This is a genomic window from Mesorhizobium sp. B2-3-11, from assembly GCF_006442215.1.
In the GTDB taxonomy this organism is placed as follows: Bacteria; Pseudomonadota; Alphaproteobacteria; order Rhizobiales; family Rhizobiaceae; genus Mesorhizobium; species Mesorhizobium salmacidum.
The window spans coordinates 64,305-76,345 of the sequence record NZ_VFVS01000006.1 but is presented as its reverse complement, the minus strand read 5'-3'; the positions used below and the strand labels follow the sequence as shown (position 1 = coordinate 76,345).

Genomic DNA, 12,041 nt, shown 5'->3' with positions numbered 1-12,041 from the left:
CCAAGCTTACGCCGGCACGTTCACCAGTTGCTTGAGCTTCGCGAGCCTGGCGCGGGCGAGCTTGCGGATCGGCTTTTGGAAACCCTCTTCGCCGGTTTCGACGACGAAGACCAAGGTCTTGAAGTCCAGCATGAACTCGTCGATGGCCCGCGCCGTCTTTTCGGACCTGTCCTTGAACCGGCGCAGCAATGCGTTCGCTTCCTCGATGCCGTCGGCGCCTGCGCCGTCGACCAGGGCTTCAAGCCTCTGAAAACAATCCAATCGCAATCCTCCCCGCCGCGCCACCAAACTTCCGGTCAGCCGAAAAGTTCCGTCGGGCCCAAAAAATTGTCGCTGGTTGTCAGCAGATGCAGGCGCCCCGCGTTGACGCCTTGCCGCCCGCGCCTAAATTCGAGGCCTTGCGAGGAGGAGCTTTCATGGAACTGCATCGCGGCCGGCTCATCGACCACCTCCAGCTCGTGGTCCGGGATCTCCCCGCCAGCCGGCGTTTCTACGAGGCGCTCTTCCAGGTGCTCGGTATCCCGATCGGCGGCACCGGCGAGGACTATTTCTGGGCCGACGAATTGTTCATCTCCAGCGTCGACAGCCGGGCCGCACAGGGAAAGCTGACCGGCCGCCATCATCTGGCCTTCCAGGCCAGGGACCACGCCATGGTCGATGCCTTCCACAAGGCCGGGCTGGCGGCTGGCGGCACGGACAATGGCGCGCCCGGCGAGCGGCCCTATCATCCCGGCTATTATGCCGCCTTCCTGCTCGACCCGGACGGCAACAACATCGAGGCCGTCCACCACGGCCCGGCCAACCGGAGTGCCGCTTCCGTGAAGATCACGTTCTAGCAACACCCGGCCGACCGGGCGACCGCGATGCGCGCGTCGGATGGTGATTCTCATGCCGCTGCATGTTCCGCGCATTTGAAAAAAACGCGGGGCCGGCGAATCGGATCGGATCCTTGATCTGGGCGGCACTGAAATTGTCCCGCAGGGCATTGATAACGCCGCCTCTGGACAAGAGGCAAATCGGTCCCATACGGTGCGGCTTCAGGGAAGACGCGTGCGCGGGAAAGGCCGGTTGGTCGTTGAAAAAGAACGCCTTCTCATCGGTCGACCTGCCGCCGCATCTCGACGACCGCGCGCGCTTCGCGCTCTGGCAGGACATCCATGTCGCGGAGATATGGTCGGTCGAATACGCCATCTCCGGCAACGTGCCGTTCCAGGCGGATATCGAAGCCACCGCCATCGGGCCGCTGGTGCTGGGGCGGATGGCAGGGACGATCAGGCACGCCAGCCGCAAGACACGCAACATCGCCGATGACGGCCGCGACGGCTACCTGCTGCTGGTCAACGACGGCGACACCAAGCTGAGCGGCGTGCAGACCGGCCGCGACTACAGCATCGGCAGGGGCGAAGGCGCGCTGGTCTCGGCTTCGGAAGCGCTGGAAATGACCGGCGGCGACCGAAATGTCTGGACCAATGTCGTGGTGCCCCGCGAAATCCTGGAAAATGCCTTCCCCCATCTCGAGGATCGCCTGGCGCTGACCATCGGCGCCGACAATGAAGCGCTCGATATGCTCAAGCGCTATTGCGGCTTCCTGGAAGCGGGACCGGCATTGCTCTCGCCCGACCTTGTCGCCCACGCCACCGAGACGATCGTCGACCTGATCGGGCTGGCGACCGGCGCCAAGGGCGAGATCGCCGAGCTGGCGGGCGTGCGCGGCCTGCGCGCGGCAAGGCTGCAGGCCATCCTGCAGAAGATGCGGGACAACTTCGCCGATCCCGCCATCTCGGCCCAGCACATCGCCCAGCATTTGCGGCTTTCCGCGCGCTATGTCCATGATCTCTTGCAGGAAACGGGCTCCAGTTTCGCCGAGCATATTCTCGAACTGCGCCTGCAGAGAGCCCATCGCATGCTGCGCGACCGGCGCAACGACAGCATGCGGGTCAGCGAGATCGCGCTGTTGAGCGGTTTTTCCGACGTCTCCTATTTCAATCGCTGTTTCCGCCGCCGCTTCGGCTCGACGCCGAGTGGCGCCAGGTAGAGCGATTCATCGTTTCCTTGAATCGCAAGCGGGCTTTTCCCGCGCCGGCACGTTCGCAAGCAGCTCGAGATGGCGAAGACTGGTTCCGATCAGCTTTGCCGATCGCTGCCCTGCGTTGCCAATTCGGTGGCTCCGGTGCTAACCGTGAAATGGCGGACGGGAATCGGCGAAGCAAAGCGCGCCGCCTTTCTCAATAACATCCTGAACAGAACATCTCTTGCCCACCGTGGAGAACCGATTTTTATGCAGAAATCAACCAGGGCGATCCGTGTCGCCGCGCCGTTGCTTGCGATTTTGTGCATGGCCTCACCATTCATATTACCATTTACTCATATATCTTCCGCGCAGGCTCAGGAGGAATATCTTCCGACCCAGAAGGACTTTGTCGGCAAATGGCAACTCAGCGGCGCGACCACCCGGCCGCCGCGCGACTTGAAGGATGCGCCCACGCCGGAACAGGAAGCGGCCGCCAATGAGTTCCAGCAGACGGTGACCGCGTTTTACGGCGCGTTCGATTATCTGGAGATCACCGCGGACGGCCGCTACAATTTCCATCAGGCCGGTGACCCGACATCGGGTTCCTGCGTCTGGTGCGGAACCTGGTCCTTCAACAAGAGTTCGCTATGGCTCAAGCTGGACACGGCGCCCAGGCTCGATATCTACGCCAAGGGCGGCGACATACAGATGACCTACACCGCCGAACCCGATGAAAAATCGAAATACGCCTGGCTGGTGTTCGGCTGGACGAAGGTTGAGTAGACGCCGCGCGACGCACCGGGAAATTCGGGGTGTCCGAGCGGCTTTCACCTGCCCGAGGAGTCCACATGAGTCCATTGCCTGAAGCCGTGCCGTTTTTCAGTCAGTGGGAGACGCCCGACATGACGCTGGCGGTGCTCGCCGATGGCGCCGAAGCCGCGTTGCGGCAGGATCCGCTGTGGCAGGGATCGGGTGCCGCCACGCTCGACGAATACGCGGTCTGGGCCGCCAATGTCTGTGGCATGGCTTGCCTGAAGATGATCCTGGCGACGCGCGGCCAGATCGTGCCGACGATCGAGCTGGCAAGGCGGTGCACCGGATATGGCGGCTATGTCGTCAATGAAGGCTCGATCAAGGGCCTGATCTACGCGCCCTTCGTCACTTTCGTGAAGCAGGAATTCGGCCTCGAGGCCGAGGTGATGACCGATGTCGCGGCAGCGGACGTCCCAGGGATCCTCGCCCGGTCGCGCTTCTTCATCGCTTCGGTCAGCAGTTCGATCCGCTGGCCGGAGCGCGAGCCGCCGTCGAAGGGCGGTCATCTGGTGCTGGTCACGGCGGCGTCGGACGATGGTTTTCGCTTCCACAACCCATCCGGCCATACCAGCGCCACACAGGCGGACGCAGTGTTGGCGCCCACCGATTTCGATCGTTTCTTCGCCAATCGCGGCATTGCCGTCAGCATTTGATTTTTGACAGTTGAGGGATTTCGATGACCGGAAAGATCAGGGTTGCCATCCTCTATGGCGGTCGCTCGGCCGAGCACGAGGTGTCGCGGCTGTCGGCGGCCAACGTGCTGAAGGCGATCGACCGGACCCGGTACGAGGTGGTGCCGATCGGCATTTCCAGGGACGGCAGATGGCTGCTGCAGCCGGCGTCCGAGGCCTTCGGCGAAGGGGCAGGGGCTCCGGTGTCGGAGGACGGCGTGGAAGTCGCCCTGCTGCCCGGCGGCAAGGGCCGGCTGATCTTAGCATCGCACAAGGAAACTGACCTGCCGTCGGTCGATGTCGTTTTTCCCGTGCTGCACGGTCCGTTCGGCGAGGACGGCTCGGTGCAGGGCTATGCCGAGGTTGCCGATGTCGCCTATGTCGGCTGCGGCATCCTCGCCTCGGCCGCCGCCATGGACAAGGACGTCGCCAAGCGGCTGCTGCGCGAGGCCGGCCTTGCCGTCGCCCGCTCGGTCACCGTGCTTAGAGGCGATGTCGGTTCGTTCCAGGAAACCGCCGGGGCGCTCGGGCTGCCTTTCTTCGCCAAGCCGGCGCGCCAGGGCTCGTCCTTCGGAGTGAGCAAGGTAAACGACAGGGATGGCTTCGAAGCAGCCATCGAAACCACTTTCCGCTATGACGGCAAGGCGTTGATAGAGGAGTTCGTCGAAGGCCGCGAGATCGAGTGCTCGGTGTTGCAACGGGCAGACGGCTCGCTCACGGTGTCGCTGCCAGGCGAGATCATCCCGGCCGGCAAGCATGGCTTCTACACCTACGAGGCCAAATATCTCGACGCCGACGGCGCGGTGGTCAAAGTGCCCGCCGATATTCCCGCCGCAGTCGCCGACAGAGCGAGGAACATGGCGGGGCAAGCCTTCAAGGCGCTCGGCTGCGAGGCCCTGGCGCGCGTCGACTTCTTCCTGCGTGCCGACGGCTCCCTGCTGGTCAACGAGGTCAACACGCTGCCCGGCTTCACCGACATCTCGATGTACGCCAAGGCGCTGGCGGCGATCGGCATCGGCTACAGCGAGGTCATCGACGCGCTGATCGAGCACGCGCTGGCAAGGCATGCGGTGCGCACAGTCTAAAGTCTTCGCCGATCGAGATACAGCCAGGATGATCCCGTTTGCGCTCCGAGCGCCTACCGATCGACCATCGCCATGCCGCGCTCGGTGTAGCGCGGGCCGGAGATTTTTCCCGGCGCCAGGGCATCGTCGAGCGCGGCCATTTCGGCGGCGTCGAGTTTCAATGATGCGGCGGCGACGTTTTCCTCCAAATATCTGATCCGCTTGGTGCCGGGGATGGGCACGATGTCGACGCCAAAGCCGTTGCCCTTCTCCAGCAGCCAGGCCAGCGCGATCTGGCCGGGCTTGACGCCCCGGGCTGTGGCGATGTCGCGCACCTTGGCCGCCGCGTCGACATTGGCGTCGTAGTTTTCGCCCTGGTAGCGCGGGTCGTTGCGGCGGTAATCGCCCTCGGCGTAGTCCTCCGCGCGCTTGACCTCGCCAGTGAGAAAACCGCGGCCGAGTGGCGAGAACGGCACCAGGCCAATGCCGAGTTGCCCGAGCAGCGGGATGATCTCCGGCTCCAGATTGCGCTCCCAGAGCGAATATTCGCTCTGCAACGCCGACACCGGGTGAACGGCATGCGCCCGGCGGATGTTGGCGGCACCTGCCTCCGACAGGCCGAAGAACCGCACCTTGCCTTGCGCGACCAGCTCGCCGACAGCGCCCGCGACGTCCTCCAGCGGCACCGCAGGGTCGACGCGGTGCTGGTAGAGCAGGTCGATATGATCGGTGGCGAGACGGCCGAGCGAGGCTTCCACGACCTCGCGGATATGCCCGGGCCGGCTATCGACTCCCACCTGTTTACCGTTTTCGATGCGGAAGCCGAACTTGGTGGCGATGGTCACCTTGTCGCGCTTGCCCTTCAACGCCCGGCCGAGCAGGGCCTCGTTGGTGTACGGGCCATAGACCTCGGCGGTGTCGAGGAACGTGCAGCCGAGTTCGATGGCGCGGTGCAGCGTGGCGACGGATTCGGCCTCGTCAGCCGGGCCGTAGGACTGGCTCATGCCCATACAGCCGAGACCAATGGCCGAGACTTGCAGCCCCTGGCTGCCGAGCTTGCGTGTGTTGAGGGTCATGGTGGAGCTCCGAGAGGGAAGGAAGGAAGGAGATGACCCGGATTATATAAGGCGCTCGCTCAATTCCCACAGGGCGTTCGGCGCGGTCTCGATGGATAGCATCGGGCATGACGCTGTACGCGCCGGCTTCGCCATCAAGCTACGGGCTGGTCGCGCGTCACGCTGCAGCGAATGTGCGAAAGGACATCTGGGTCCAGGGCTTCGAAGATAGTCGGGCTTCATTCCGATTTGGGTGTGGTTGCCAGCAGACCGCTCAGCCCAAGTCTGGCGGTAAGCGCACTGTGCTCACATATTTGAAGCGACGTCACGGGAGGAGGGCGGCTTTGGCTTGTGTTCCGGTCGCGTTCTCGCGATCTGGCGGGCAACGCGGGAAACGGGTTTGACAGGATTTCCGGCGACTGGTTTTTGCGTCTTGCGGCGCTGGAGCCAGTTGGAAGACAGTTCGGCAAGCAGACTGCGCAGGGCCTTCACTACATCCTCCTCTATCGGGCGATGCAGTAATTTCCGAAGGCTAGACTCGTTCCATGGCACATGGATCTGTCGCGCCTCGGGCTTTGACTATTGCATCGAGCCTGATCGTTGAAGACCGAGATGGACTGTCGCACTCTCATCGCCGTTCTCGACATGCCCGTTTCCAGACGGAGCCAATCCGTAGCTCAAAGTGTCGAATTCGATCGGCGCGCCATGCAGTTGAGCAGCCTGCATGACCAGATGTTCAATGTCCTCGAGGGCGACATTCTCGGCCAGGTTCTTGAGCCTGATCCTTTCCGCAACTGCCGTCAGTTCGATGATGCCAACGGTCCTGAACACTGCGCAGACGATCGAATAGACGTCTTCACGCAGCTGTGCGGAATAATCGTATCGCATCGAAACCTCCCAAAGCGAGTTGGTTTCCTCAAGGCGGCAAGATGCGCCCGATACCGTGGCCTGGCAAGTTAAAAAATGAAAAATTGACAAATAAAATCAGGTAGTTAGTAGAGTTACACGAACGCGCAACCTGCGTTCGATGATCATCATTGGTACAACGCTGCATTCGCGCATTAGCCACGCTTGACGCAAGATGAGCGAATTCCTAACTGTAAGTGGAATGAGACAGTCACTAACTCAGCAAATCTTGCGCGGGGAAACGCACATGGAACTGGAACGCCCGGAACGATTGCAGGTCATGTTGACACAGGATGAACTGGCAGCGCTGGAAAACTGGCGTTTCGACAAGCGCATGCCCAGCCGTTCGGCTGCGGTGCGCGAATTGCTGCGCCGTGGCCTTGCCTCCGACGGGTTCCTGACGGCCGAGATGGGCGCCAAGTCGCAGGAATTCGGCGTGCTCAGGCCCAATGGCGATGGCAAGACGCCGCCGGAACAGGCGGAGTGAAATGCGTTAAGGCCTATCCATCGCGCCGGCGATTGCCTTGATCCGTTTGCGCCTTATCTGATTGGGGGAAGATGCAATTGCGGGTGGCGATGAACGACGTCGACGGCAGCGACAGACAGGGGGCGACTGCCGATGCCCGGCTCGCGGCAATTGTCGATTCCTCTTTCGATGCCATCATCAGCAAGGACCTGAACAGCATCATCCAAAGCTGGAACCAGGCGGCGGAACGCATGTTCGGCTATACCGCCGAGGAGGCGATCGGCCAATCCATTCTCATGCTCATCCCCGATCACCTCAAGAACGAGGAAATCGAGATCATCAGCAAGATTCGCAGCGGCGACAGGGTGGCGAGCTTTGAGACGATGCGCAAGCGCAAGGATGGCGTGCCGATTTCCGTCTCGCTGACGATTTCGCCGATCAAGAACAGCAATGGTGGGATCATCGGCGCCTCGCAAATCGCCCGCGATATCTCCGCCGCCAAGGAGAGCGAGCGCCGCATCAGGCTGCTGATGCGGGAGGTCAACCATCGCGTCAAGAACCAGTTCGCGGTCATCCTGTCGATGGTCAGGGAGACCAGCAAGCGCTCGACCCATCCAGGCGAGTTCGAGGAGTTGATCCGCGCCCGCATCATGGCGCTGTCGCGGTCGCACGATCTGCTCGTCACCTCGGAATGGGCGGGGGCGAGCCTGTTCGACCTGATCCAGGAGCATCTCAAGCCCTTCGGTCTCGAGGAGCAGATCCTGCTCTCCGGCCCGGTCCTGACGCTGCAGTCGAACGCGGTACAGAACCTCGGCATGGCCTTCCACGAACTGGGCACGAACTCGTCCAAATATGGCGCGCTGGGCAGCGAGGGCGGCCGGGTGGAGATCACCTGGACAATCGACTCCGGGACGCAGAACCCCGGCTCCGTGGGCGAGCGTGAATTTCACTTGACCTGGGAGGAGACGTCGACGCCGCATCCCGGCGACCGGCGGGACCAGACCACGCGCAAGGGGTTCGGCACCGTTGTGCTGCAGCGGGTGGCGCCGCAATCGCTGGGCGGTTCCGCCATTCTGGAGCGGTCGCCCGGCTATTTCAAATGGCGGCTGAGCGCGCCCTTGGCGTCCATCGTCGTGGCGCCGATCGGTAGCGAGGCTGACGGCGATTCGCCGGGTGCAGGCATCTAGGGCAATCCGCCGGTCCGGAATGCCGCCCAAAATCCGTGGCCCACAATCCGTGCTCGACCTACTCGACCAGGATATGCGCCTCGCGCGCGGCCTCGACAAAAGCCTCCCTGGCGACGTCGGGCGGCACGTCGCCGCTCGTTGCGCGGCGGCAGGCGCGCAGCGCGGACTGGTGTTTCAGGCTGCCGGCATCGCGCCAATGTGTCGTCAGCAACTCGATGGCCTGTTGTGTGTTGGACAGGTTGCGGGTGGCTCCGGTAACGCCGACCGAAACCACGACGGGCTTGGAGAACCACGCGGTTTGCATTGGAACCTGGACCCTGTTGCAGGTATGGAACGTGTTTGGCCGCGCGAGGTTTCGTTGCCGCCGATCACTGTAGCGTGAACTCTCCGGCATCTCCCGGCGAAACGATGCCTAGAGGATGTTGGTCGTCACCTCGACGACAATCGCGGCGCCTTCCAGTCCGCCGTTGGGAACATGCACGACGCGCGAGACCCTGAGATCCTGTGGGCTTCCGTCGACCGGCAGGGAAACGCTCTCGCCAATCCGCGGCACAGCCTGGAAAATGGCGTTGGTGGCGTCAGGCCGGTTGTCGATGGATATGCGGCAGTTGACGGTCATGGAAATGTCTCCTTTGTCTGGCCATGCCGGTCGTTAACGCCGGGTCCCTGAAATGGTTTCAGGAGGGCCGGGTCAAACCCGAGAGCCCGCCGATGTCTACCCCGTTCGCCAACTGGCGACGTTGGTCGCGGCCCGGCGGCTTCGGCATCCGGACTTGTCGTTGCTGGCGGGCTTCTAGTTGCTGGCTCTCGGCACGAAATAGTTGGTGGTGACCGCATCGCTGCCGGTTCCCCGCGTGACTTGAACCGCGGCATAGCCTTCCGGAGGAACCGAGCCAGTCGCCGTCTGGTCGACCTGCTTGCATCGGCCGACCATTTCGCCGTTCGGCCACGGTGCCAGTCTGGCTTCAAGTGCCGCTTGGCATTCCTCCATCGATGAATAGACGACCGGGCGCGACTCCGTGGGCCTGCAGAGCGATGCGCTGCATGAAAGCATCACCATCACCGCCGCGGTTCCCGGATCCATGGAATTCTCCTGTTGGCCGACAACGCGCAACAGGCCGCGAGGTTTCATGCGGGCCCAGCGCGCCGCGATTGCTAGAGTCAAGCACGAGGTCTGATAGCGCACTCACGTTTTACAACGGCCCAGGGCCTCGGTCTCCGGGCCTTCGGGTAGAGGAAATGCTGGGAACGTTAAAGGCCGAACGAGGGTATCGTCCAAGGGTTTTCGTACCCAAGGTGCGGCTTGGCATTCGCTGCGTCAGTCTGGGTTGCCGTGGCGGTTCCCGTTGCAGTGCAGTCCAATTTTGCCGCCACTGCCGCCTTGATCGACAGACAAGCACATGCCTTGGCAGCAGTGACTGTTGCCTTTTTCCCATGCGCCGCAGCGACACTCGACCCGGCGAGGACAAGCACCAGGCAAACGAAGGCGATCTTCATGAGGATCTCCTATTTTAAAGTTGGCTAATTTAAAGTTAACGTAACGTTAACTGGCCGTCAATCGCGAGCGAGGTCCTGGGCTGAAGCCACCTTCCTCCTGCCCGGAAGGATCACGGCCGTCCTTTACCTGTCCCGGATTGTGTCCAAATTGATGCGAGAGGATCGGGAGCGGCATGACCTTCGGCGCCGCACGCTCGCGCGCTCCGGCACGCGGTGATCAGCACCTCTACACGATGGCTTCTTCCCAAGCCCTCCACTCCCCGAAGCAGAGAATGCTTCCGTTGCGGGAGAGAGTCTAGACAATCATTAGTAAGTGCTAAAGAGCGACTGGAAGACGTGCCTCGGCTGAATTACGATTTGGCCATGAGCTTTTTAACAACTTCAGTAACGGTTGATTCAACCATTACTGGTATTTATTCCAGCGTGTGGTGGCGGCTCCGACAAAAGCGGGCGGGGCTAGTTGCCGAAGCCGCCTGCGCAGTCCGGTGGGATCTGACCGCGCTGTCTCAGAATAGGACAGCGCGGTCAACGATCCGTTAATCGGGCGTCAGCCGCCACTTGTCAGCTTTCCCACCCATGGTGATGATCGCCTCGCCCGGTGGATCGGCCTTTGGCCGTGATAACTCGGGCGGGCTCCGGTAGAGCTTGAGCATAGCGTCCTAAATTCGGGAGCCGCGTGGAACATTGTTGCGTAGGGTGTCCGGCGAGCTGCGCGTAGCTTGCAGAAACTTTAGCCCTTGATCTCAATCTTGGATGCTCGCACGCCGGCGTGGCAAAGCGCATGCCGGCTCGGCATCCAAGAAGGAGAGTTGCCTGGGAGGACGCCGAGCCTAACCGACGAGATTAGCGGGGGGCCGCGTCGTCTCGCCGGCTAAGAGTTTATGCGCTCTTTAAGGCAACTCGCACAAAGCATCCGAACGAACTAAGGGGTCAGCCGATCGGTGGTGCATCATCGACCGCTGTTCTGGCGCGGCTGGTTCCTTAGAGGGGTGCTTCCTGCAATAGATGCGAAGCATCCGAATGAAACGAGACATCCTTGCGCTTCGAAGGGCGTAGGACCGCCGGGCGGCAGGAAACCGCTCTCCGGCGGGGTTTGCCAGCCCCTGTTAATAGTTCTTCATCGCTCGGTGCGGGATGCCGGCTTCCTCGAACTCGTCGCCACATGCGACGAAGCCCAGCTTTTCGTAAAGCGCGGTCTTGTCGGCCTGGGACGTGAGGTAGAAGCGGTTCTCGCCACGTGACCGCGCGATCTGCATCCCCGCCTGGATCATCCGCATGGCGATGCCATTGCCCCTTGCCTGGCGTAGCACGGCGACGCGGCCGAACTTGGCATGTTCGGTCAGAAAGACAATCCGCAGCGTGCCGACGACATCGCCTCCGTCGATGGCGACGACGTGGGTGGCCTCCGCGTCATAGGCGTCCCGTTCCACCGTCTCGGGCACGTTCTGCTCGACAATGAACACTTTGCGCCGGACTTCCAGGGCGAGGGCTCCTAGGTCAGAGGCAATGGAAACGGGTAGAATTGTTAGATTGGCCATAACCGTTGTTCTCATGGCTTACCAATAAGTGGCGCCTTATGTCCTGCGTTTCAGTAAGAAATGTGGCGACCCGGCGCCAAGTAAATTGTTGGTTCCCGCTCATGGGCTCGAACCACGATTCACGCCTTCAAAGGGCGCTGTCCTACCATTAGACGAAGCGGGAAAGGCTGGACGTTATGGCGCCCAGGCAGCTTGCGGTCAATTCGGGAAATTATTGACCGGCTCTTCGCAACGATAGACCGGGCAGTGGCCATCGCGGGACGGCACATAGGCCGACATCGGCACTTCAGGCCAGTCGCACTCATTGCCGAACTGCCTGACATAGCGGTCATAGGTGTTGCGGCCGGTGGTCAGCACCACGGCGCGATGGCTCTGGATCATGGCCCGGATCTCGCCGCAGCCCATGGAGCGGCTGTCGGGGCGGGCATCGACCAGACCGGTCGTCGCGAGCACGGCGCCGATGGCCGTCAACAGGGTCAGAACGCGAGCGGACATGACGGTTCTCTTTGGTTTGACAAAATTGGCGACCGGTCCGGATTCGCACTGGAACGGCCGCTTGCATTGTCGCACACAACCCCTTTCGTGTCCGTTGGTTCCGCGACAGGCTGTGCGGCGCGCGCGTTCGGGCGCGGCGCGGGCCCCCGCGCAACCAAATCAGGCGTTGCGCATTGCTGGGCATGGACGGCAGGAAGCCCTACGAAACACCGCAATGGCGGCCCGGAAACGAGGGCCGTCCGGCGATGTGCTGTTCCTTCTGCGGCGGCCGCGATCATGGTTTCGAGGAGTGTCCGCGCATGCCCGATCCTCTCCGGCCCGGTAGGCCCGAAGACGAC

General features: G+C 62.2%; 16 protein-coding genes and 1 tRNA gene. 7 read left to right on the top strand and 10 right to left on the bottom strand.

Annotation, left to right across the window (positions count from 1 at the left end; translation table 11 throughout):
• Positions 1-6 precede the first annotated feature (6 nt).
• Positions 7-261 carry a hypothetical protein gene (locus tag FJ960_RS10570; protein ID WP_246672702.1) on the bottom strand — a complete coding sequence of 85 codons (255 nt, stop codon included), beginning with the start codon at positions 259-261 and terminating at the stop codon, positions 7-9.
• Between the two features lie 155 nt (positions 262-416).
• Between FJ960_RS10570 and FJ960_RS10565 the strand changes: the two genes are divergently transcribed.
• The 5 genes from FJ960_RS10565 (at position 417) to FJ960_RS10545 (ending at position 4,580) form a co-directional block, all read left to right on the top strand.
• A complete protein-coding gene (locus FJ960_RS10565; protein WP_140713722.1) occupies positions 417-836 on the top strand; it encodes a VOC family protein in 420 nt (139 codons plus the stop codon).
• Positions 837-1,075: 239 nt separating this feature from the next.
• Positions 1,076-2,035 (top strand): AraC family transcriptional regulator, encoded by a 960-nt coding sequence (locus tag FJ960_RS10560; protein WP_140713720.1) that lies wholly within the window; start codon positions 1,076-1,078, stop codon positions 2,033-2,035.
• A 243-nt stretch (positions 2,036-2,278) separates the two neighbouring features.
• Positions 2,279-2,794, top strand: a complete 516-nt coding sequence (locus FJ960_RS10555; protein ID WP_140713976.1) for a hypothetical protein — start codon at positions 2,279-2,281, stop codon at positions 2,792-2,794.
• Between the two features lie 65 nt (positions 2,795-2,859).
• Entirely contained in the window at positions 2,860-3,477 is a 618-nt protein-coding gene (locus FJ960_RS10550; RefSeq protein WP_140713718.1) for a C39 family peptidase, read from the top strand.
• 23 nt (positions 3,478-3,500) lie between these two features.
• Positions 3,501-4,580, top strand: a complete 1,080-nt coding sequence (locus FJ960_RS10545) for a D-alanine--D-alanine ligase family protein (RefSeq protein WP_140713716.1) — start codon at positions 3,501-3,503, stop codon at positions 4,578-4,580.
• A gap of 53 nt (positions 4,581-4,633) precedes the next feature.
• On the opposite strand, the gene FJ960_RS10540 is transcribed toward FJ960_RS10545, so the two are convergent.
• Complete coding sequence (locus FJ960_RS10540) at positions 4,634-5,635, bottom strand: aldo/keto reductase (RefSeq protein WP_140510642.1); 1,002 nt, start codon at positions 5,633-5,635, stop codon at positions 4,634-4,636.
• A gap of 558 nt (positions 5,636-6,193) precedes the next feature.
• Positions 6,194-6,502, bottom strand: coding sequence for a hypothetical protein (locus FJ960_RS10530; protein ID WP_140713714.1), 309 nt, complete (start codon positions 6,500-6,502; stop codon positions 6,194-6,196).
• Between the two features lie 265 nt (positions 6,503-6,767).
• On the opposite strand from FJ960_RS10530, the gene FJ960_RS10525 reads away from it, so the two are divergent.
• Both FJ960_RS10525 and FJ960_RS10520 read left to right on the top strand, forming a co-directional pair.
• Positions 6,768-7,007: a hypothetical protein gene (locus FJ960_RS10525; protein WP_140510646.1), complete on the top strand. Its 240-nt coding sequence runs from the start codon at positions 6,768-6,770 to the stop codon at positions 7,005-7,007.
• Between the two features lie 89 nt (positions 7,008-7,096).
• Positions 7,097-8,173 carry a PAS domain S-box protein gene (locus tag FJ960_RS10520; protein ID WP_246672700.1) on the top strand — a complete coding sequence of 359 codons (1,077 nt, stop codon included), beginning with the start codon at positions 7,097-7,099 and terminating at the stop codon, positions 8,171-8,173.
• Between the two features lie 58 nt (positions 8,174-8,231).
• On the opposite strand, the gene FJ960_RS10515 is transcribed toward FJ960_RS10520, so the two are convergent.
• The 7 genes from FJ960_RS10515 to FJ960_RS10485 all read right to left on the bottom strand — a co-directional run bounded on the left by FJ960_RS10515 (position 8,232) and on the right by FJ960_RS10485 (position 11,703).
• Positions 8,232-8,477 carry a DUF982 domain-containing protein gene (locus FJ960_RS10515; protein ID WP_140510650.1) on the bottom strand — a complete coding sequence of 82 codons (246 nt, stop codon included), beginning with the start codon at positions 8,475-8,477 and terminating at the stop codon, positions 8,232-8,234.
• 108 nt (positions 8,478-8,585) lie between these two features.
• Positions 8,586-8,792, bottom strand: a complete 207-nt coding sequence (locus FJ960_RS10510; RefSeq protein WP_140713710.1) for a hypothetical protein — start codon at positions 8,790-8,792, stop codon at positions 8,586-8,588.
• A 174-nt stretch (positions 8,793-8,966) separates the two neighbouring features.
• A complete protein-coding gene (locus tag FJ960_RS10505) occupies positions 8,967-9,257 on the bottom strand; it encodes a hypothetical protein (RefSeq protein WP_140713708.1) in 291 nt (96 codons plus the stop codon).
• Between the two features lie 167 nt (positions 9,258-9,424).
• A complete protein-coding gene (locus tag FJ960_RS10500) occupies positions 9,425-9,670 on the bottom strand; it encodes a hypothetical protein (RefSeq protein WP_140713706.1) in 246 nt (81 codons plus the stop codon).
• Between the two features lie 1,106 nt (positions 9,671-10,776).
• Positions 10,777-11,133: a GNAT family N-acetyltransferase gene (locus FJ960_RS10495; protein ID WP_246672699.1), complete on the bottom strand. Its 357-nt coding sequence runs from the start codon at positions 11,131-11,133 to the stop codon at positions 10,777-10,779.
• A gap of 164 nt (positions 11,134-11,297) precedes the next feature.
• Positions 11,298-11,371, bottom strand: a tRNA-Gln gene (locus FJ960_RS10490).
• A gap of 35 nt (positions 11,372-11,406) precedes the next feature.
• Entirely contained in the window at positions 11,407-11,703 is a 297-nt protein-coding gene (locus tag FJ960_RS10485; protein ID WP_140713702.1) for a hypothetical protein, read from the bottom strand.
• Between the last annotated feature and the right edge of the window lie 338 nt (positions 11,704-12,041).